This is a genomic window from Providencia sp. JUb39 (assembly GCF_012272845.1).
In the GTDB taxonomy this organism is placed as follows: Bacteria; Pseudomonadota; Gammaproteobacteria; order Enterobacterales; family Enterobacteriaceae; genus Providencia; species Providencia lanzhouensis.
The window spans coordinates 833,323-854,535 of sequence record NZ_JAAWXD020000001.1 but is presented as its reverse complement, the minus strand read 5'-3'; the positions used below and the strand labels follow the sequence as shown (position 1 = coordinate 854,535).

The following is a 21,213-nucleotide window of genomic DNA, read 5'->3' as shown; positions in this document are numbered from 1 at the left end:
GAATCTGATCATTGTCCATAGGCAAATCAAAAAAGTTTGGATAACCAATAGATTATCAATACAACAAATTGACGCGGAGATCTCTAAAAATATTTAATTTTTATAGTTTTCTTATCATCCATTTTGTATAACAAACTCAAGTGTACAAAAAACACTCTAGTTATCATTCAATTTCATCTTAATGAACGTTTGATATCACTAAAAAAATTTTTTCTGAAAAATGATTTAAAATATCTTCTATCAATTATGCTTTTTTTCACGCGCAGATCTGTATTCTTCTGATATTTGCTGGTAGAATCTTGCACCATTCACAACGCATTGACATCGAAGTACACGATGTTTATTTGCACAAATCCATTGACAAATGAAGGGCGAAAGGGCATATTCCTTGACCTTTAAATTGTCCTCAATAGAATACATTTGGGAGTTGGACCTTGGCTAATATCAAATCAGCTAAGAAACGTGCCGTTCAATCAGAGAAACGTCGCCAGCACAACGCTAGCCGTCGCTCTATGGTACGTACTTTTATTAAGAAAGTTTACCTTGCTATCGCTGCAGGCGATAAAGAAGCAGCTCAGAAAGCATTCAATGACATGCAACCTCTTGTTGATCGCCACGCTAGCAAAGGCCTGATCCACAAAAACAAAGCAGCACGTCATAAAGCTAACTTAGTTGCTCAAATCAAAGCAATGTAATTTCGCTTCTTGATTATAAAAAACCGGCTTAGGCCGGTTTTTTTGTCTGCTAATTTCTTGCCTCACACTTTCGTGTTCTAAACTTTCTGTTCTAAATTATTGAACGGCGCGGAAAATAACTCAGAAAAATCTTTGTTACAGACACGTTGTACTGCCGGGTGTTGGATCATTCTTTCCGCAAAAATCACGTAATACTCTTCTTTAACACTATCTAAGCGGCCAATTTCCTGCACTTCATTATCAGCAAAAATATCTTTCGCATACAAAGATGGCGCCACGAAAATGGCATTGTGATACATTCCGAATGCTTTCATTAATGCAGCATCATCAAATTCACCAAGTACTTCAACTTGCAGGTTTTTATTGCGGATCCATGTTAATAAATGGCGACCAAGCATCGAACGACGCCCTGGAATTAATAACCTGCGCTCTTCTAGACATTCAGGGAATGGTTTCTTTGGTACTGGCTGACGGCAGAAAAAACTGACGCTGCATTCGCCTAATTTAACAGAGAACAGCCCCTCTTGTTGTGAAGAGTCCACAGGGCAATCCGATAAAATCATATCCAGCTTGTGCTGGCTTAATTGCTCCAGTAACAGCTCATGAGTTGATTCAAAGCAACGTAAATGAATTTGCTCATGTTCTACAACTGCTGTTTCTAATACACGGCTGACTAAGCGTTTCGATAATGCATCAGCCACGCCCACATCAAACAGTAGGTTAGATTCTCGGCTGTAGTTGACGATATCCAGCATTTCTTGGCTGAGCATAAACATTTTGTCAGCATAACGAAAAATCAGTTGTCCCAGCTCTGAAGGCACTAGCCCCCGACCTTGGCGTTTAAATAATTTTCCACCTAACCGTTCTTCGAGTGCTTTAATTTGCCCAGTAATTGTCTGTGGAGTCAGGTAAAGAGCCTCGGCAGCACCGACAACAGAGCCTTCTTTGCAAACATGCCAGAAATAGTAAAGGTGGTTAAAATTAAGATGTGAAACCCGCATATCGATTCCTTTTGTATCGCCAATAATGACCGCAGTGCATAATGACCATACGCTTTACCCGTACCCCGTAATCGGGAGTTATAAGTTAAAATACCCGCAGTATGCAACTCATACCGCGGGCATATCATAGAAGATTAACTCGAAAATTCTTACTAATAATTACGTCTATTATGTTTATTTTGCATCACTGTGCGAAACTTTTGGTTTCGGTAACACTACCCTTAACATAAAGTACCCTAACAATGCAGCTGTTGTTGAACCGATTAAAATGCCCAGTCTCGAGTAGGTACTATACACTTCATCAAGCCCTTCAAAAGCGAGGCCTGTGATAAAAATAGACATAGTAAAACCGATCCCACAAAGCACAGAAACAGCAAACACTTGCTTCAAGTTAATCGATGCTGGCAATTTAGCCAACCCTACTTTTACCGAAATCCAACTAAATAAGAAAATACCGACTGGTTTGCCCAGTATCAAACCCGCTGCAACGCCAAGTGGTAATGGGCTCATTAAACCATCAAAGGTGACACCATTGAGCTGTACGCCTGAATTTGCAAATGCAAAGATAGGCAAAATGAGATAAACAACCCAAGGGTGCAGCACATGCTCTAATTCTTCCGAAGGTTTTGTATTATTAGTCCCTCTTAATGGAATTAAGAAACCAACAATCACTCCTGCCAGAGTGGCATGAACACCTGATTTCAGAATACAAACCCACAAGATTAGACCTATCACCAAGTAAGCTGCCGTATTTTCAACTCGTCGCCAGTTCATTAGACACAGTATTGCCACACACAGTACAGCTAAACTCAATGCGACGACAGAAACTGAGCTGGTATAGAAAAAGGCAATAATCACAATGACACCAAGGTCATCAATGATAGCTAATGCCAATAAAAATACTTTGAGCTCCGTAGGAACTCGCTTACCCAATAACGCCATCACACCCAACGCGAATGCAATATCTGTTGCTGCAGGGATAGCCCAACCTTGACGAGTAATATCGTCAGCACCATTGAACGCTAAGTAAACTAACGCTGGTGCAATCATTCCACCCACAGCCGCAATTGCCGGAAATATCGCTTTATCACGTCCCGCCAGGGATCCTTCCAATAACTCGCGCTTTACCTCTAAACCAACAACCAGGAAAAACACAGCCATTAAGAAATCATTAATCCATAGAATCAGAGGTTTATCTAATTCAAATGTTGAGATTTTAATGGCTACCGGAATATCTAAAAATTGCTGATAAGCTCCTTGTAATGGCGTATTAGCCATTATTAAAGCGACAATGGCAGCAATAATTAGGAGTAGCCCTCCTGCTGCTTCTAACTTTAAAAATTTACGAATAATTGCTGTCATATGAATAACCCCAAAAAATACTTTTGAATGTTAATATTATGATAATCATTAATTCGTAAAAAATCGTTTATTTATCCATTAATGATCGTAATTTCCGAGTATTTAACAATCGAGATCACGACGAATGATAATAAATCGTTAATTTAACTATAGGCAACTATTCTAAAAACCAACAATAAATTTACTGAGTAAAGCGCTTTAAATATTCAACTTTTTTAGAGACTAATGAAAAATGACCATTATCGATAGTCCAAAAAATCGTTTATTTTTTTATTTTCGAAGCCCTTCGCAAAAATAAAAGTACCTGCCCTCTCTTCCTTGCGTACCTCTTCATAAAAAAGACGCTTTATGTGATACTCGAGCCACTCTTAAGCAATCACTATCTCTCTATATTATGTCCCTATACGTACTGCTTTCTGTGCTGTTTGCTGCGTTTTGCCATGCCAGTTGGAATGCTCTGGTTAAATTTGGTAATGACCGCTTCTTTGGTTTGATAATGATTGCCGTTTTTTCTGGAATTTTAACTATTCCAGCTCTCTTTTGGTTTGGGCTGCCATCTCCCGATGCCGTCCCGTGGCTAGCTTTGTCAGTATTATTTCACATCGGTTATATCTATTTTCTCAGCCAAGCTTATAACCATGGTGACCTCAGCCAAATTTACCCTATTTCTCGCGGCTCAGCCCCTTTAATCACCGCGTTATTAAGTATTGTTTTATTCAATGAATCCTTACCATTTATGAGTTTTGTAGGGATTATTTTCATCATTTCAGGCGTGGTAGCCATCGCGTTTGCAGGTCGAAAATTTACTTTGAATATCAAAGGTAAAGCGCTTAGCTTTGCATTGTGCACTGCCTTTTTTACGGCTTGTTATACCCTCTCGGATGGATATGGTGCGAGAGCCAGCCAAGATCCCATTGTTTATACCCTATGGCTGTTTTTATTAAATGGTGCGGCACTCGCCATCCCCGGAGTGATGAAATACAAAAGTTCATTACTACACGGGTTTAGGCAATATTGGCGCTCAGGGTTGCTTGGCGGGTTAATGCAGCTAATTAGCTACGGCATCGCAATCTGGGCAATGAGCCAAGCCCCCATAGTACTCGTTGCTGCTATTCGTGAAACTAGCGTCCTTTTTGCTATGTTTCTTTCCATTGTATTTCTTAAAGAGAAATTTAATGGAATGCGAGTCCTCGCCTGTATTGTCATCTTACTTGGGGTGTTACTGGCGAAACTATCCAGTTAAGATAGTGGTGCTTAGAATATGAGTTTTACGTCCTATATTTGATACCCATAATATTTGATACAAATAATTTTTAGCCCTATTTTTCATTGAGTCATGAGGTAAGAATGACATTACTCCGATCTCTCGTTGCCATATCAATGATGGCAGCACCTATCGCGGCACTTGCCACCACTCCAGCGGATTTAATCATTGTTGATGGTACTGTTTTGACAATGGATGCCAATAATCAAGTTATTGAGAATGGAACCGTTGTTATTGATAAAAATAAAATTATCGCTGTTGGCGGCCCAGAGCTTGCCACTCAATATACCGCCAAAAAACGGCTAAATGTTGATGGCGATATTGTCATGCCTGGGTTAATCAATACCCATACTCACGCATCAATGACTGTATTTCGTTCCCTTGCCGACGATGTCCCCGACCGTTTGCACCGCTATATTTTCCCGTTAGAAAGTAAGATGGTTTCCCGTGAAATGGTGCGAGTAGGCGCTAACTTAGCCAACGTCGAGATGGTCAAAGGTGGCGTCACGACTTACGTGGATATGTACTATTTCGAAGACGAAGTTGCAAAAACTGTCGATAAAATTGGTATGCGTGCGATCCTTGGGGAATCCGTGATCAAATTCCCAGTTGCTGATGCTAAAAATGCAGATGAAGGTATCGCTTATGCGGTGAGTTTTATCAACCAATACAAAGACCACCCACGCATTACGCCAGCTTTTGCTCCTCATGCTCCTTATACCAACACCACTGAGCATCTACAGAAAATTGCTAAGCTTTCTCAAGAACTTAATGTTCCAGTGATGATCCACTTAGCTGAAACCGATCGAGAACAAGAAGAAATTGCCAAGCGTACTGGCGGAAAAAGCCCTGTTCAATATATGGCTGATATCGGTGCACTGAATAACAAAGTCATTGCGGCTCATGCCATTATGGTTGATGAAAACGATATCGACCTGCTCAAACAATATGATGTTGGAGTGGCTCATAATGTCAGTGCGAATACCAAATCAGCCAAAGGTGTTGCACCAGTGACCGCGATGTTAGCAAAAGGAGTTCGTGTAGGCTTAGGAACCGATGGTCCGATGTCCAGCAATACCTTAACAACCATGAACGAGCTAAATTTAGTAGGTAAAATTCATAAGCTCGAAAATAAAGATAGAGCTGCAATGCCGCCCATTACCGTGGTTGAATTAGCGACCAAAGGCTCCGCAAAAGCCATTCACATGGAAGATAAGTTAGGCTCTCTAGAAGCGGGGAAATTGGCAGATATTATCGTTGTCGATACAAAATCACCGAATATGGTTCCGATGTATAGCCCTTATGCCGCACTGGTTTATGGCGCGAATGCTTCCAATGTACGCCATACCATTGTGGACGGAAACCTATTAATGGAAGACCGAAAAGTACTCACAGTTGATGAAAATGCGATTGTGAAAGAGGCTCTACAATTTGCTGATCAAGTTCGTAAAACCGTGGTTGCTAGCGGTGAAACAGTGAAATAAAAAAATGGCTGATTCAGTATTTCACTGAATCAGCCATGATTCTTAACTTAGCGATTAACCCTTATTTATTGGTTAAATCATCAAAGAATTTTTTCACACCATCTAAGAAGCGTTTTGAACGTGGGCTATTTTTCTCGCCACCCGTACCGCCTAACGACTCACCAAACTCTCTGAGTAACTCTTTTTGTTTCTCATTCAGTTTGACTGGGGTTTCGACAACAATGTGACACATTAAATCACCTTGCATACCACCACGTACTGACTTCACGCCCTTACCTTTCATGCGGAATTTTTTACCCGTTTGGGTTTCCGCTGGAATTTTCAGTTTAACGCGACCATCAAGGGTTGGGACTTCAATTTCGCCGCCCAGTGCTGCTGTTGCAAAGTTGATTGGCACTTCACAATGTAAGTTATTACCATCACGCTCAAAAATATCGTGAGGTAAAACATGCATTTGAACGAATAAATCCCCTGCTGGTGCACCATTCTCACCGGGTTCACCTTCACCGGATAAACGAACGCGGTCACCCGTATCAACCCCTGCAGGGATCTTAACGGATAAGGTTTTAGATTTCTTAACGCTACCTTGACCATGACATTTGTTGCATGGGTCTTTGATAACTTTCCCGCGACCGTGACAGGTTGGGCAAGGTTGTTGCACTGAGAAGAAACCTTGGCGCATGTGTACTTGGCCCATACCGTGACAGGTTTGGCATGTATCTGCGCTAGTACCTGGTTTTGCACCGCTACCGTGGCACACGTCACAGCTTTCGAGCGTTGGAATACGGATCTCTTTGGTCACTCCACGGACTGCTTCTTCAAGAGTCAGTTCCATGTTGTATCGCAGATCAGAACCACGGCTTGGGCGCTGTTGACGACGACCTCCACCAAAAATGTCACCGAAGATGTCACCAAAAATATCACTGTTGAAATCGCCGCCACTAAAGCCGCCGAATCCACCGCCTCCACCCATACCGCCTTGTTCAAACGCGGCATGACCATATTGATCGTAAGCGGCACGTTTTTGCTCATCGGACAGGACTTCGTAAGCTTCTTTTATCTCTTTGAATTTCTCTTCAGATTCATCTTTGTTTTCCTGATTGCGGTCAGGATGGTATTTCATTGCTAAGCGCTTATACGCTCGCTTAATGTCTTTTTCTGAAGCATTTTTTTCGAGGCCTAAAACCTCATAAAAATCTCTTTTCGCCATTTATTTTTCCCTTAACATGCAGACACGGGCGCAGAGTTCCCTCAACGCCCGTGTCCGGTATCAGTCACTATTTAACATTATTGCGATAGTCACTGCGCCCGCTAAGGGCCTTATTTTTTGTCTTTGTCGTTAACTTCTTCGAATTCAGCGTCAACAACATCGTCATCTTTCTTCGCTTCCGCACCTGCACCCGCAGCGCCCGCTTGAGCTTGTTGCTGTGCAATTTCCAGAAGTTTCGCAGATGCCGTTACCAGTGCTTGGATTTTCGCTTCAATTTCAGCTTTATCTTCACCTTTAGAAGCGACTTCTAATTCTGAAGTTGCTTTTTCGATGTTCGCTTTATCTTCAGCTGGTAATTTGTCGCCTGCTTCTTCGATTTGTTTACGAGTACCGTGAATCAGTTGGTCTGCTTGGTTGCGAACCTGTACTAACTCTTCAAATTTACGGTCTGCTTCAGCGTTAGCTTCTGCGTCACGTACCATTTTTTCGATTTCCTCGTCATTCAGACCAGAAGATGCCTTAATGGTGATGTTTTGCTCGCGACCGCTGTTTTTGTCTTTCGCAGAAACATGCAGGATACCATCCGCATCGATGTCAAAAGTCACTTCGATTTGCGGCATACCGCGTGGCGCTGCTTGAATACCATCTAAGTTAAACTGACCCAGTGATTTGTTATCACTCGCACGTTTACGCTCACCTTGCAGTACGTGAATGGTCACGGCTGCTTGGTTGTCTTCTGCAGTAGAGAACACTTGGCTGTGTTTAGTTGGGATTGTGGTGTTCTTCGAGATTAACGAAGTCATCACGCCACCCATGGTTTCGATACCTAAAGACAGTGGAGTTACGTCAAGTAACAGAACGTCTTTAACATCACCCGCTAATACGCCACCTTGTACTGCTGCACCCATTGCAACGGCTTCGTCTGGGTTCACGTCTTTACGTGGTTCTTTACCAAAGAAATCAGCAACAACTTTCTGAACCATTGGCATACGAGTCTGACCACCAACTAAGATAACGTCGTTGATGTCACCTACACTTAAACCAGCGTCTTGCAGAGCAACTTTAACTGGCTCCATAGAACGTTTAACTAAATCTTCTACCAGTGACTCCAGTTTTGCACGAGTCACTTTGATGTTCATGTGTTTTGGACCTGTCGCATCTGCTGTGATGTATGGCAGGTTAACGTCAGTTTGTTGAGCAGAAGACAGCTCAATTTTTGCTTTTTCAGCAGACTCTTTCAGACGTTGCATTGCCAGTGGATCGTTACGCAGATCAACACCTTGTTCTTTCTTAAACTCGTCAACTAAATAGTTGATTAAACGAGTATCGAAGTCTTCACCACCTAAGTGAGTATCACCATTGGTTGCCAAAACTTCATAGGTTTTTTCGCCATCAACTTCATCGATTTCGATGATTGATAAGTCGAATGTACCACCACCTAAGTCGTAAACCGCGATAGTACGGTTACCAACTTCTCTATCTAAACCGTAAGCCAGTGCTGCTGCTGTTGGTTCGTTGATGATACGTTTTACTTCTAAACCAGCGATACGACCCGCATCTTTGGTTGCTTGACGCTGAGCATCGTTAAAGTAAGCTGGAACAGTGATAACCGCTTCAGTTACTGGTTCACCCAGATAGTCTTCCGCTGTTTTCTTCATTTTTTTCAGCACTTCAGCTGAAACTTGTGGCGGTGCCATTTTTTGGCCTTTCACATCTAACCACGCATCACCGTTATCAGCCGCTACAATTTTGTATGGCATGATAGACACGTCGCGCTGAACTTCTTCGTCTTGGAAACGACGACCGATCAAACGTTTGATCGCAAATAATGTATTTTCTGGGTTAGTGACAGCCTGACGTTTTGCTGGCTGACCAACTAAAATTTCACCATCTTGTGTATATGCAATGATGGAAGGAGTAGTTCTATCACCCTCGCTGTTCTCAAGAACACGCGCAGTAGTGCCATCCATAATCGCAACGCATGAGTTAGTTGTACCTAAATCGATACCAATAATTTTACCCATTTAAAACGCCTCCAAAGGAATTCTTTTCATTTAATTTCGATATCAATCTATATAAGGCTCAATATTTCATTTTCAAGGGAGTTTTTGCTTCAACCTTGATTTTTTTTACAACCTTAATTCTTTTTGCAATTCGCAATAATTTAGATTGATAACTGTTGATGTCTTAAAGATGGGGTCACAAATTCATTCATCAAGGGGGGAAACTAAAAAAGTTTTACATTTAATGCAAAAAAACCCGTCTCTTGATCATTGTTTCGACAATTAAAACTGCGTATTATGCGCCTCCCCGTCCTATGGGGCTACAAGTATTCATCATATCTATTTGATTTTTAAAAACTTTACCAGAGGTTATATGCAATCTAGTTCGCTTGCCAATCCAGGCCCACTCGGTTTATTGGGCTTTGGTATGACAACAATCCTGCTGAATATTCATAATGCAGGCTTTTTCCCTCTCTCATCTGTGATTTTAAGTATGGGGATTTTCTATGGTGGTATCGCGCAAGTGATTGCTGGGCTTATTGAATATAAGAAAGGTAACACGTTCGGTGCGACTGCATTTACCTCTTACGGCTTCTTTTGGCTTGCGTTAGTCGGTCTGCTGTTTTTACCGACCATGGGATTAGCTGAAGCAACTGACCCTGCATTTTTAGGGATTTTCCTTCTCTTATGGGGGATCTTTACTTTCTTTATGTTCTTAGGCACCTTCAAAGCAAATTTTGTGCTGCAATTTATCTTTGGCAGCCTAACCGTACTGTTTGCAATGTTAGCGGTGGGTAATTTGACCAACGATGCCACTCTGCTTCAATATGCGGGCTATGAAGGAATTATTTGTGGAGCGAGCGCATTCTATCTGGCTGTCGCTGAGATCTTAAATGAGCAATATGGCAGAACGATCCTGCCAATTGGTCAGCGTAGCTAAATTTATATATGGCTAAGTTGATAGACTGTTAAGCTAAATAGACGGAAAGAAAACTGTAACAAGAATTATCAGGCAGACATCACGTTCTGCCTGATTTTTTAGAAGGGATTACTCGGCTGTGCGAATAGCCGACTTTGGACGGAAAGCTTTCACTATGTTTTCATCTGTTTCAACGTATGGGCCATCGAGTAATTGAATGCAGTATGGCACACTCGCAAAAATGCCTGATACCAGCACATTTCCTTCTTTATCTTTAAGCCCTTCTAGAGTTTCCGCGATTGCTTTTGGCTGCCCCGGTAAGTTTAAAATCAGTGACTGATTGCGGATCACGCCAACTTGGCGAGATAAAATCGCCGTTGGCACGAACTTCAGGCTAATTTGGCGCATCTGTTCACCAAAACCAGGCATTTCACGATCGGCAACTGCAAGCGTTGCATCTGGGGTGACATCTCGACGAGCAGGACCTGTGCCGCCTGTGGTCAGGACTAAATGACAGGAAAATTCATCCACCAGCTCACACAACGTTTGCTCTATCATGACTTGCTCATCAGGGATCAAACGAGTTTCTAAACGAAAAGGCGTGGTGATGGTTTTCGTTAGCCACTCCTCCAGTGCTGGGATCCCTTTATCTTCGTAGATACCGCCTGAAGCACGATCAGAAACCGACACCAGACCTATGCGCAACTCATTCATACAAACCTCAAAAATTAATCATTTAAATTCGTTCATTTGGCGAGAAAATACTAACTCAACTAATACCAAGCCAATAATGATAAACACGGTGCATCATACCATGAGGTCGAATGCCTGACAGCGTCGTGTTTGTGTCGAAATGTGGAATTGAGAGTTTAATCAATGAAAACGCAGCATAAAAAAACCCAGCCAATTGACTGGGTTTTTTAAGAAAAAAGAAATTACAGCAGAGCTGCGATCATTTTTTCCAGTTTTTCTTGGTCTACAGCAAACTTACGGATACCGTCAGACAGTTTATCAACCGCCATTGGATCTTGGTTATGCTGCCAGTAGAACTCAGCTTCAGTCAGTTTAGCGCCTGGTTCTTGAGTTTTACCTTCATCTTTCAGTTTACAAACCAATTCGCCTTGTGATTCAGACAGCTCTTTCAGCAGCGCTGGAGAGATAGTCAGACGGTCACAACCTGCCAGCTCAATGATTTCACCCACGTTACGGAAGCTTGCACCCATCACGACGGTTTTATAACCATGAGCTTTATAGAAATTGTAGATTTCAGTCACAGAAACCACGCCTGGATCTTCATGCGCAGCAAACTCTTTTTTATCAGTGTTTGCTTTGTACCAGTCAAGGATACGACCTACGAATGGAGAGATCAGATAAACACCAGCTTCCGCACAAGCACGCGCTTGAGCAAAAGAGAATAATAAAGTTAAGTTACAGTTGATGCCTTCTTTTTCCAGTTTTTCCGCCGCGCGGATACCCTGCCAAGTAGAGGCTAATTTGATCAAAATGCGATCGTTGCTGATACCCGCTTCGTTATACATTTTCATCAGACGGCGAGCTTTAGTAATACACGCTTCTTCATCATAAGAAAGACGCGCATCAACTTCTGTTGAAATACGACCTGGGACTAATTTCAGAATTTCTAAACCGATATTAACAGCCAGTTTGTCACATGCATCAACAACTTGTTGTTCACGGTTATTACTTTGCTTACGCGCCCACTCTACCGCTTCATCAATTAATTTACGGTACTCAGGAATTTGTGCAGCATTTAAAATCAGCGATGGGTTAGTCGTCGCATCTTGTGGTTTATACAGCTTCATCGCTTCGATGTCGCCAGTATCGGCAACAACAGTTGTCAGACTACGTAAGGAGGTTAGTTTGTCGGTCATTTCTTTAATCTCGTTGTTATACCCGTCATACTTCAAGTTGTAGGGGTGTTGGCTACATTCACTCACCCTAGTCACATACTTGTGTATGCTCCTAGGAATTCGTTCTCTTGCCGCCTACCTACACCTTGAATTATTTAGGGTAAACCCGCCATGCTTCAAATTGTAGGGGTGTTGGCTACACTGATTAGCCACACATCTGCAACTTAAACTACTTTGTGTATTATTAAGGAATTGAGGCTAGCGCCGCACCGTCCCATGATAATATCACGCATCTACGTTGCTGCAAGCGAGGAAATATCCTTGAAAGCAACTATTTGATCAGCAATCGTTTTCGCGGTATCTCTAGGAACTGAATGCATTTAGCTTGGTAGAATAATCTCATCAGTAAACCAGATAGCCATCATAAGTGCGACTTATTACAGCGATTCGCCATTTCATCTGATTTTTTGTTAAAGTAATGGATAAATTTACTATCACAAGGGTTAAGTTATGCTGATTACTATTTCACCTGCCAAGACATTAGACTACGAAAGCCCGCTCGCCATCGACACGTTTACTCAACCCGAGCTCCTCGCTGAGTCTGAAAAACTAATTAAAACATGCCGAAAACTCACGCCAGCGGATATCGCCAGCTTAATGAAAATTAGTGATAAACTTGCAGGACTGAATGCGGCGCGTTTCGGTGAATGGCAGCCAAACTTTACCCCTGATAATGCACGCCAAGCCATCCTCGCCTTCAAAGGGGACGTGTATACCGGCATGCAAGCCGAAACGTTTTCTCCCGCTGATTTTGAATTTGCTCAGCAACATTTACGTATGTTATCTGGCCTATATGGTGTGCTGCGTCCATTAGACTTAATGCAGCCTTATCGCTTGGAAATGGGAATTCGCCTTAAAAACAGCCGTGGTAAAGACTTATATGAATTCTGGGGAGACATCATCACCCAGCATTTAAATAAAGCACTGGCAGCACAAGGGGATAATATCCTTGTTAATTTAGCTTCTGATGAATATTTTAAGTCTGTGAATACCAAAAAATTGGACGCTGAAATTATCAAACCCGTTTTCTTAGATGAGAAAAATGGCAAGTATAAAGTCATCAGTTTTTATGCAAAAAAAGCTCGCGGATTAATGAGCCGTTTTATCATTCAAAATAAACTGACTAAATCTGAACAGCTATCTGACTTTAATTTAGAAGGCTACCAATTTGATCAAGTGCAGTCGAAAGGTAATGAATTAGTCTTTACACGACCTGAGCAAGCCTAATCATAGACTCACTACGTTGGCTTATGGGGAATGCATCACACCCTATAAGCCTCATACTCAACATACGATATCTTATTTCAAATCCCCGTCACAATCTGGCGATAAAATAATCACCTCTTAAGCTGTATAGCATTCTTTCACCAGTGAGCTCGACAGAGTTATGCCAAAATTTGAGTAAATCTTTGCCATTTATTTTGGAGGTGAGTCATGCCATATTCTGCTGCGTCACATCGTTACACAGATATGGAATATCGTCAGTGCGGTCGGAGTGGATTAAAGCTCCCCCTTGTCTCTTTAGGACTCTGGCATAATTTTGGTGACAACAAGCCAATTGATAACTGCCGAGCCATGTTAAGACATGCGTTTGATCATGGGATCACCCATTTTGATCTCGCCAACAATTACGGACCACCTCCTGGCTCCGCAGAACAACAATTTGGTCGCATTCTACAACAAGATTTTCGTCCTTATCGCGATGAAATGGTGATCTCCTCCAAAGCAGGTTACACCATGTGGGAAGGTCCTTATGGTGATTGGGGTAGTAAAAAATATTTAGTTGCCAGTCTTAACCAAAGTTTAAAAAGAATTGGCATCGATTATGTGGATATTTTCTATCACCATAGACCCGATCCTCAAACTCCATTAGAAGAGACCATGGCAGCCCTTGATTTGATCGTTCGACAAGGTAAAGCGCTTTATGTGGGAATTTCGAATTACCCAGCAGAAACAGCGCAAGAAGCTATCCGTATTCTCAATCAACTGGGCACACCCTGCCTTATTCATCAACCTAAATACTCCATGCTAGAGCGTACCCCAGAAGAAGGTCTCCTCGATTTGCTCGAAGAGGAAGGTGTCGGCTCGATTGCCTACTCACCACTGGCTGGGGGTATTTTAACGGATCGTTATCTCAATGGCATTCCCGCTGATTCTCGTGCAGCAGGTAATCCATCACTGCCGCCAGAAAGACTTACATCCGCTATTTTAGCAAAAGTTAAAAAACTCAATGAATTAGCCTTAAGTCGTGGGCAAAAATTGAGTCAAATGTCTTTAGCGTGGTTACTGCGCCACGACCGCATTACTTCCGTGCTTATCGGCGCAAGCCGTATCAGCCAAATCGATGATGCTCTCGGCATGATGGAAAATCGTGATTTTAGCCAAAATGAGTTAAAAGCCATTGAGCTGATCCTCGAAGACTCAATCTAAGCCCTTCCTATCGCTATCTCTTAAAATATATTTAAGGGATAGCTTTCTATTTATTATCTTTAATTTAAATACAAACAAACGAATAACATTCTGGTTTATTATTTTATATTCATCCAAAACAAATTTGAGTTATTAATTAATCAATAACATTCTTTAATTATTTAAGTGAGTCATTTAGACTTTATTTGCAGTTTAATTAATTCACTTTATAACGAGGAATTTATATGCGTAAAATCTCTACTGTCTTAATCACCTTATTATTCCCTTTATCCGCACTTTCCATGACTATATCGACCAACGCCCAACAAACGGATACCGAATATCTGTGGAGCAACGGAGGAAATGGCGGTAACGGTGGACATGGGGGTAATGGTGGTAACGGTGGAAGCGGTGGTAGTGGCGGGCATGGAGGCAATGGTGGAAACGGTGGTAATGGAAATTAAATAAACCCGATTATTTAATTATTTCCCCCTTCACATACGAAGGGGGATGGAGGATACAATGGTTAATCAATCTCTATTTCAATTTTTCTCTATTTTATTTTTCACTGCAATACCAACATTAAGTCATTCCAATTATATTCAATCAAATAAAAACACTTTATTCCATTTAAATAAAACCATTTTTATCGATAATATTTCTCAGTCTAATTTCTGCATTCCTTTTCATTGCCAAAATTATTATTTTCATTTTTCCGAAAATGGCATAAATGGAACTCATGGACAAAATGGCAGTGGAGGAAACGGCGGTAATGGCGGAATCGGTGGTAATGGCGGCAGCGGAGGTAATGGCCAACATGGTGGAAATGGTGGCAACGGCGGCAGTCATGGCCACGGTAACCACGGAGGTCACGCGACGCCCGGCAGTAATGGAAATGGTGGCAATGGCGGAAATGGTGGCGTGAATGGCGGAGACGGCGGACACGGCGGTAACGGAGATGGTCTAGGTAACGGAGGGAACGGTGGAAATGGCTCCGTCAACGGCAATGGCGGTAATGGCGGACACGGAGGAAGCCATGGAGGTCATGGAGGTAATGGAGGGGATGGATCTGGTAGTGGCGATGGCGGCAACGGAGGAAATGCAGGTATTGGAGGACAAGCGGGCAAAGGTGGTAAAGGAGGACCCGATGGCGGTCAAAATGGCACGGACGGCTCTAATTATTAGTTTTTCCTCAAAAAAAACGGAAGCCAATACAGCTTCCGTTATTAAGATCCCCGTCAATCGCGGGTTTCAATTATTGCTTCGGTGCTAACTTCATTAAGAATTCGCGTAATTGAGCAAAATCTGACGGTAAGAAGTGAGAAAGTAGAGGTAAATCTGCACGTTCCGCCAGCTCTTTTGGCAGCGAAATTTGTTTATTTAAAATAGCTTCCACGCTCTCTTTAAATTTCGCAGGGTGAGCAGTTCCTAAGAACAGACCATATTCACCATCTTGCAGCTGATCACGCAGGACACGATAAGCAACCGCTGCATGAGGCTCCGATAAATACCCTTTCTTATCTAACTCACGTACGGTTTCTTGAGTTATTTCATCACTCACTGCACCGTAACCTAACTCTTTCAATGACCAACCTTTGCGACGGAATAACTCTTCAATACGAAGCCAGTTATTTGGCTGGCTGACATCCATTGCGTTAGATAAAGTCGCAACGGTTTGATGTGGCGCCCATTTACCATCAACTAAATAACGCGGAACCGTGTCATTAACGTTAGTGGCAGCGATAAAACGTTTCACTGGTAATCCCATAGATTTCGCCAGTAAACCTGCTGTTAAATCCCCAAAGTTACCGCTTGGTACAGAGATCACCAATTGATCGCGTTTTTCTGCTGGGATCTGAGCAACCGCTTCAAAATAATAACAAATCTGCGCTAACAGGCGGCTAATATTGATGGAGTTCGCTGAGTTCAAATACAGCGCTTTTTTCAGTTCTTCATCATCAAAAGCGTGTTTGACCATCGCCTGACACGCATCAAAATCATCTTTGATAGCCACAGTATGGATGTTTTTACCCAGCGTACAGAATAGTTTTTCTTGCAGTGGGCTGATTTTGCCTTCTGGGTATAAGATAACCACTTGAACATTATCCAAACCATAGAATGCATGGGCAACAGCAGCGCCGGTATCACCAGATGTCGCGGTTAAGATAGTGACTGGCGCACCACCAGCTACTTGACCTAACGCTTGCGCCATGAAGCGACCGCCAAAGTCTTTAAATGCCAGTGTTGGTCCGTGATACAGCTCTAACGTAGCCACATCATCTTCAACTTTGGAAACAGGTGCTGGAAATGCAAAAGCCGTTTTAACACGTTCAGCGAGCTGCTCCGCTGGGATTTCATCCCCGATAAACGCACTCAAGATACGGCTACTACGAGTGACAAAATCTAACTTCAGTAATTCATCAATTTCACTGGCGCTAAACTCAGGTAAGTCTTGAGGGAAAAATAACCCTTGTTGCTTACCTAACCCTTGTTTCACGGCTTGCGCGAAGCTGACTTGTTCGTTGTTATCTTTTAAATTATACAGTTTCATCGTTTACCCTATTGTCCTTGCACCCGCCATATCTAAACGACAGATATGCACAAAGCCTTCATCATTTTGAATGTAATGTTGTTGTAGGTACTGCACCATCTCTTCTGCGATTTTTTTATCATCACAAATGGTAAAAATTGTTGGTCCTGATCCCGAAATACCACATGCCAGAGCACCAATTTGCTTCGCATGTTCTCGTGCCTTCGCAAAACCCGGCAACAACTGAGTACGGTATGGCTCTGCGACGACGTCTTTGATCATCGTGACCGCTAGTTCAGGCTGATGAGTATGACATGCATGGATAAAACCCGATAAATAGCGTCCATGATTCACAATATCATGGCGAGAATAGCTATCAGGTAAAATGGCTCGAGCTTCCGCGGTGGAAACTTTAATACCCGGATAGGCCATCACCCAATACCAGTTTTCAAACGCAGGGACAGGCTGAGAAATAATGCCATTTTGCTCGATGATCAGCTGTAAACCACCTAAGTAGCAAGGCGCGACATTGTCATAGTGGATACTGCCTGAAATACGCCCTTCTAGCTCGCCCATCATGCCAAGCAGTGTAGTTTGGTCAAATGGCTTACCTGCAAACTCGTTGAGTGCCATCAGTGCAGCGACAACGGAGCAAGCACTTGAGCCTAACCCCGAACCAATTGGCATATTTTTTTCAAGGGTCATCGCCACGTTCAGTTTTTTACCTAGACGCTCGCAAAACAGTTCCCAGCATTGGTAAACAATGTTGTGTTCCATTTTTTTCGGTAGCTTAGAAACAAATCGACCTTGGTTTTCTAATGAAAATGTCTCTGCCGCTTCAATGCTGACACAGTCACCGAGCAGTGAGCCATCAACCGGAGAGACTGCTGCGCCTAGCACATCGAATCCAACGCTCACATTACCAATTGAAGCGGGTGCATAAACTTTGATCACTTCTTAAACTCCCAATTTCCATGATAGGGTACGCAGCATATCCGCAAATACACCCGCTGCAGTTACATCATTACCAGCACCGTAACCTCTGAGAACTAAAGGAATTGGTTGATAGTAGCGTGTGTAGAATGCCAGTGCGTTTTCGCCATTTTTTACTTTAAACAGTGGGTCATTTCCATCAACGGCAACCATTTTCACCTGACAGCGACCTTCTTCGATAAGACCCACATAGCGTAACACTTTTTCCTCTGCTTCTGCCGCTTTTATCCGCGCAGCAAACTGGGCATCAAGTTGTGGTAAACGCGCCATAAACTCGGCAACACTGCCTGAACTGTCGAAATCAGCAGGAAGTACAGATTCAATATTGATGTCGCTAAGTTCTAATTCATAACCCGCTTCACGGGCTAAAATCAGTAATTTACGCGCCACATCCATGCCGGATAAATCGTCGCGTGGATCTGGCTCGGTGAAGCCTTTTTCCTTCGCTAACGTTGTCGCTTCTGATAAGGACATTCCTTCATCCAATTTACCGAAAATAAATGACAAGGATCCTGACAAAATCCCACTGAAATGAACTAATTCATCCCCTGCGTTCAGTAAGTTTTGTAGGTTTTCGATAACCGGTAAACCCGCCCCTACGTTGGTATCATAAAGGAATTTACGTTTTGAGCTCTCGGCGGCAGCACGAAGCTGATGATAATAATCCATCGACAATGTGTTGGCTTTTTTGTTCGGTGTGACTACGTTAAAGCCATCTTTTAAGAAGCTAGCATATTGCTCTGCGATCTCTTGGTTAGACGTACAGTCGATGATCACCGGATTTAAAAAATGGTACTCACGCTCTAAACGGATCAGACGGCTGAGACTAAACGCTTCTTTGGCTTCAGCTAATTCTGCTTTCCAATTATCTAAATCAATTCCTTGCATATTGATCAGCATCGCTCTTGAGTTCGCTATCCCACAGACACGTAGATCAATATGTTTTTGTTTCAGCCACTGTTGTTGACGGTGGATCTGTTCAATCAATGCATTACCGACACCGCCTACACCAACAATAAAGGCCTCAATTACTTGCTCAGCATTAAACAGCATTTGGTGACATAAACGCACCGCTGAAGTGGCAGACTCATTGGCGATCACCGCAGAGATTGAACGTTCGGACGAGCCTTGCGCGATAGCAACGATGTTGATATTGCCGCGGGTTAATGCTGAGAAGAAACGTGCGGAGATACCTTTTAATGTACGCATACCATCCCCAACAACGGAGATGATGGACAGTTGCTCCATCACATCTAACGGGTCTAATACCCCGTCTTTAAGCTCTAAATAAAACTCTTCTTCTAATGCGCCACGAGCGCGCTGTAGCTCATTTTGCGGCACGCAGAAGCTGATACTGTATTCCGACGATGATTGCGTGATAAGTACCACGGAGATCCCTTTACGGGACATGACCGAGAAAATACGTGCGGCCATACCAACCATGCCTTTCATACCCGGACCTGAGACGTTGATCATCGCCATATTATTCAGGTTAGTAATCCCTTTCACTGGCGTACTAGCGTCCGTTTGACCATCACCAATCAGCGTACCCGGTGCACTTGGGTTAGTGGTGTTTTTGATCAGGCAAGGAATTTGGAATTGTGCAATTGGGGCGATAGTACGAGGGTGTAGGACTTTCGCACCAAAATAGGAAAGCTCCATCGCTTCTTGGTATGACATCCCTTTGAGTAAACGGGCATCAGGCACTAAACGTGGGTCACAAGTATAAACCCCATCAACATCCGTCCAAATTTCACAGCAATCAGCACGTAAGCATGCCGCTAATACCGCAGCCGAATAGTCGGAACCATTACGTCCTAACACCACCAGTTCACCCTTCTCATTTCCAGCCGTAAAGCCTGCCATCAACACGAAATGATCTTTAGGGATGTTCAACTCTGCAATACGTTTAGTGGATTCATTGATATCAACGGTGGATTCAAGATAGTGACCTTTTGCCAGCAAGCTTTTCACCGGATCAATCACGGTAACTTTGTGACCGCGAGCTTTTAATACAGATTCCATGATGGCGATAGAGAGCTTCTCACCACGGCAGATAATAGAGGCGTTGATGCTGTCAGGACATTGTCCTAGAAGAGTAATACCATGCAGTACTTGTTTGATTTGCGCGAATTCGTGTTCAGTCAGCTTTTTCAGTTTGTCATATTCAAAGCCGGGCTGCTTTTCTTTCAATCCCTTTAAGAGATTAGCAAAAATCATTTCTGCATCACTCACATGCGTGATGACATCCTGACCTGCTGCCGTTTTTTCAATCATCGCCACCAAATGGTTGGTGATTTTCGCGGGTGCAGATAGCACCAACGCAACTTGCCCATCTGCCAATTTGCTTTCCGCGATATCAGCAACATTAAGTACCCGTTCGTCATTTGCGACTGAAGTACCGCCAAATTTAAGCACACGCATGGTATTTCTCTCCTGAATTAGCGCCAAAAAAAAGCCCACATCTTTTTAGGATGCGGGCTTTTTCATTTTTATTTTTTGGATGCGTCAGCCCGCCCCGTTTCCTGTGGTCACGGTGGTGGTGGTAATAATCGTAGTCAGGCTGATGTTACGCATAAAATTTGTTTGTCTCGTAGGGAACATTTCGGTTTCTCCCTATACGGTTAAAGTAATCACACAATAATGTCAAATTTATTTGCATTTACGCCCCCAAAAGAAGCGGCAATTCAGCTCAGAGATCCACTGTATTCGTCAAAAATATCTTCATAAAAAGAGAGCTAGCCTTGAAATGCCAGTTGTAAAATTCATTGATTCTCAAATTAATAGATTTTAATTTTATTTAAAAAATAAGAACCTTGAATGTACAAAAAACAATCAAACACCAAATTTGATGACGGTATTTTAACCGTATTTCTCAGCAGTAAATTTGAAATAAATTGCCATTGATGTCCTATCTTTCTCTCTTTGATTAATCTTGATCAAGATTTATACCAACCTTAAAAAATCCTACTTAGTTTCAGATCAAAATTGCACATAAGAAACCAAATAGTCATTTAGTTAATTATAAGCATGTAAACATTAATTCAGATAGTTCTGAGCAGTCTTGTTGTTTTTTTGTAAAACAAAATAGATTCACGCAAAGCGAGTAAGTGTAATCACCTAGTTTTTCTTATAAAAAACCAAAAATACTTTTTTTACGCGATTTTGATGTGCTAAACGAAATTTTACTCTCTGACAATTTTAAGGTGTTCTAAAGACACAAAAATCACTTACGTGACTTAGCTTAAGTTAAATCCAAATATCTTCATCCCTATTCACATCTACCTTTCTGTACGGTATCACGATGAAAAACGTGCATTATCTCTCTTTTTTTCTCTTATTTTTATCGTCTATTCGATATCTCTATAACAAATAATTTTGGTATAATTATCTACCTAACAATCATTGTTAACGT

18 protein-coding genes and 1 other annotated feature are annotated in these 21,213 nt (G+C 42.3%); of the genes, 8 read left to right on the top strand and 10 right to left on the bottom strand.

The features are described from left to right. Positions 1-434: 434 nt before the first annotated feature. On the top strand, positions 435-695 hold the full coding sequence (gene rpsT, locus HFU86_RS03770) for a 30S ribosomal protein S20 (RefSeq protein ID WP_036950300.1): 261 nt from the start codon (positions 435-437) through the stop codon (positions 693-695). Positions 696-772: 77 nt separating this feature from the next. Here the strand turns inward: rpsT and nhaR are convergent, their stop codons facing one another. Together nhaR and nhaA are read right to left on the bottom strand one after the other, a co-directional pair. After that, positions 773-1,696: a transcriptional activator NhaR gene (gene nhaR / locus HFU86_RS03765; protein ID WP_132496153.1), complete on the bottom strand. Its 924-nt coding sequence runs from the start codon at positions 1,694-1,696 to the stop codon at positions 773-775. 174 nt (positions 1,697-1,870) lie between these two features. Beyond that, complete coding sequence (nhaA, locus tag HFU86_RS03760; protein ID WP_187128751.1) at positions 1,871-3,058, bottom strand: Na+/H+ antiporter NhaA; 1,188 nt, start codon at positions 3,056-3,058, stop codon at positions 1,871-1,873. A gap of 394 nt (positions 3,059-3,452) precedes the next feature. On the opposite strand from nhaA, the gene HFU86_RS03755 reads away from it, so the two are divergent. Further along, positions 3,453-4,301, top strand: coding sequence for an EamA family transporter (locus tag HFU86_RS03755; RefSeq protein WP_187128750.1), 849 nt, complete (start codon positions 3,453-3,455; stop codon positions 4,299-4,301). Between the two features lie 137 nt (positions 4,302-4,438). Further along, positions 4,439-5,806 (top strand): amidohydrolase, encoded by a 1,368-nt coding sequence (locus HFU86_RS03750; protein ID WP_432206741.1) that lies wholly within the window; start codon positions 4,439-4,441, stop codon positions 5,804-5,806. A 61-nt stretch (positions 5,807-5,867) separates the two neighbouring features. Here the strand turns inward: HFU86_RS03750 and dnaJ are convergent, their stop codons facing one another. Both dnaJ and dnaK read right to left on the bottom strand, forming a co-directional pair. Further along, on the bottom strand, positions 5,868-7,016 hold the full coding sequence (gene dnaJ / locus HFU86_RS03745; RefSeq protein ID WP_132496151.1) for a molecular chaperone DnaJ: 1,149 nt from the start codon (positions 7,014-7,016) through the stop codon (positions 5,868-5,870). A gap of 110 nt (positions 7,017-7,126) precedes the next feature. Then, positions 7,127-9,040, bottom strand: coding sequence for a molecular chaperone DnaK (gene dnaK, locus HFU86_RS03740; RefSeq protein WP_036950286.1), 1,914 nt, complete (start codon positions 9,038-9,040; stop codon positions 7,127-7,129). Between the two features lie 352 nt (positions 9,041-9,392). On the opposite strand from dnaK, the gene satP reads away from it, so the two are divergent. After that, complete coding sequence (gene satP / locus HFU86_RS03735; RefSeq protein WP_187128749.1) at positions 9,393-9,959, top strand: acetate uptake transporter; 567 nt, start codon at positions 9,393-9,395, stop codon at positions 9,957-9,959. Positions 9,960-10,067: 108 nt separating this feature from the next. On the opposite strand, the gene mog is transcribed toward satP, so the two are convergent. Together mog and tal are read right to left on the bottom strand one after the other, a co-directional pair. After that, on the bottom strand, positions 10,068-10,652 hold the full coding sequence (mog, locus tag HFU86_RS03730; protein WP_132496149.1) for a molybdopterin adenylyltransferase: 585 nt from the start codon (positions 10,650-10,652) through the stop codon (positions 10,068-10,070). A 221-nt stretch (positions 10,653-10,873) separates the two neighbouring features. Continuing rightward, the gene (tal, locus tag HFU86_RS03725; protein ID WP_036950279.1) at positions 10,874-11,827 is read right to left on the bottom strand and encodes a transaldolase; all 954 of its coding nucleotides are present in this window, start codon (positions 11,825-11,827) and stop codon (positions 10,874-10,876) included. 489 nt (positions 11,828-12,316) lie between these two features. Between tal and yaaA the strand changes: the two genes are divergently transcribed. The 4 genes from yaaA (at position 12,317) to HFU86_RS03705 (ending at position 15,460) form a co-directional block, all read left to right on the top strand. Then, the gene (gene yaaA / locus HFU86_RS03720; RefSeq protein WP_187128748.1) at positions 12,317-13,093 is read left to right on the top strand and encodes a peroxide stress protein YaaA; all 777 of its coding nucleotides are present in this window, start codon (positions 12,317-12,319) and stop codon (positions 13,091-13,093) included. Between the two features lie 207 nt (positions 13,094-13,300). Further along, a complete protein-coding gene (locus HFU86_RS03715) occupies positions 13,301-14,296 on the top strand; it encodes an aldo/keto reductase (RefSeq protein WP_132496148.1) in 996 nt (331 codons plus the stop codon). A gap of 224 nt (positions 14,297-14,520) precedes the next feature. Then, the gene (locus HFU86_RS03710) at positions 14,521-14,739 is read left to right on the top strand and encodes a hypothetical protein (RefSeq protein ID WP_132496147.1); all 219 of its coding nucleotides are present in this window, start codon (positions 14,521-14,523) and stop codon (positions 14,737-14,739) included. Positions 14,740-14,797: 58 nt separating this feature from the next. Beyond that, on the top strand, positions 14,798-15,460 hold the full coding sequence (locus HFU86_RS03705) for a hypothetical protein (protein WP_255425934.1): 663 nt from the start codon (positions 14,798-14,800) through the stop codon (positions 15,458-15,460). A gap of 70 nt (positions 15,461-15,530) precedes the next feature. Here the strand turns inward: HFU86_RS03705 and thrC are convergent, their stop codons facing one another. From thrC to thrL, 4 genes are all read right to left on the bottom strand, one after another. Further along, complete coding sequence (thrC, locus tag HFU86_RS03700) at positions 15,531-16,826, bottom strand: threonine synthase (RefSeq protein ID WP_187128746.1); 1,296 nt, start codon at positions 16,824-16,826, stop codon at positions 15,531-15,533. A gap of 3 nt (positions 16,827-16,829) precedes the next feature. After that, complete coding sequence (gene thrB / locus HFU86_RS03695; RefSeq protein ID WP_187128745.1) at positions 16,830-17,759, bottom strand: homoserine kinase; 930 nt, start codon at positions 17,757-17,759, stop codon at positions 16,830-16,832. Positions 17,760-17,762: 3 nt separating this feature from the next. Then, positions 17,763-20,222 carry a bifunctional aspartate kinase/homoserine dehydrogenase I gene (thrA, locus tag HFU86_RS03690; RefSeq protein WP_187128744.1) on the bottom strand — a complete coding sequence of 820 codons (2,460 nt, stop codon included), beginning with the start codon at positions 20,220-20,222 and terminating at the stop codon, positions 17,763-17,765. Between the two features lie 24 nt (positions 20,223-20,246). Further along, positions 20,247-20,368: a sequence feature (Thr leader region), on the bottom strand. Continuing rightward, a complete protein-coding gene (gene thrL, locus HFU86_RS03685) occupies positions 20,307-20,375 on the bottom strand; it encodes a thr operon leader peptide (RefSeq protein WP_108479263.1) in 69 nt (22 codons plus the stop codon). It overlaps the preceding feature by 62 nt. Positions 20,376-21,213 lie beyond the last annotated feature (838 nt).

Excerpts from the sequence above, each read along its gene's own strand:
- nhaR (WP_132496153.1), bottom strand. The coding sequence starts at position 1,696 with ATGCGGGTTTCACATCTTAATTTTAACCACCTTTACTATTTCTGGCAT.
- HFU86_RS03750 (WP_432206741.1), top strand. The coding sequence starts at position 4,439 with ATGATGGCAGCACCTATCGCGGCACTTGCCACCACTCCAGCGGATTTA.
- satP (WP_187128749.1), top strand. The coding sequence starts at position 9,393 with ATGCAATCTAGTTCGCTTGCCAATCCAGGCCCACTCGGTTTATTGGGC.
- thrC (WP_187128746.1), bottom strand. The coding sequence starts at position 16,826 with ATGAAACTGTATAATTTAAAAGATAACAACGAACAAGTCAGCTTCGCG.
- HFU86_RS03710 (WP_132496147.1), top strand. The coding sequence starts at position 14,521 with ATGCGTAAAATCTCTACTGTCTTAATCACCTTATTATTCCCTTTATCC.
- thrA (WP_187128744.1), bottom strand. The coding sequence starts at position 20,222 with ATGCGTGTGCTTAAATTTGGCGGTACTTCAGTCGCAAATGACGAACGG.
- mog (WP_132496149.1), bottom strand. The coding sequence starts at position 10,652 with ATGAATGAGTTGCGCATAGGTCTGGTGTCGGTTTCTGATCGTGCTTCA.
- nhaA (WP_187128751.1), bottom strand. The coding sequence starts at position 3,058 with ATGACAGCAATTATTCGTAAATTTTTAAAGTTAGAAGCAGCAGGAGGG.
- HFU86_RS03705 (WP_255425934.1), top strand. The coding sequence starts at position 14,798 with ATGGTTAATCAATCTCTATTTCAATTTTTCTCTATTTTATTTTTCACT.
- dnaJ (WP_132496151.1), bottom strand. The coding sequence starts at position 7,016 with ATGGCGAAAAGAGATTTTTATGAGGTTTTAGGCCTCGAAAAAAATGCT.
- yaaA (WP_187128748.1), top strand. The coding sequence starts at position 12,317 with ATGCTGATTACTATTTCACCTGCCAAGACATTAGACTACGAAAGCCCG.
- tal (WP_036950279.1), bottom strand. The coding sequence starts at position 11,827 with ATGACCGACAAACTAACCTCCTTACGTAGTCTGACAACTGTTGTTGCC.
- HFU86_RS03755 (WP_187128750.1), top strand. The coding sequence starts at position 3,453 with ATGTCCCTATACGTACTGCTTTCTGTGCTGTTTGCTGCGTTTTGCCAT.
- dnaK (WP_036950286.1), bottom strand. The coding sequence starts at position 9,040 with ATGGGTAAAATTATTGGTATCGATTTAGGTACAACTAACTCATGCGTT.
- HFU86_RS03715 (WP_132496148.1), top strand. The coding sequence starts at position 13,301 with ATGCCATATTCTGCTGCGTCACATCGTTACACAGATATGGAATATCGT.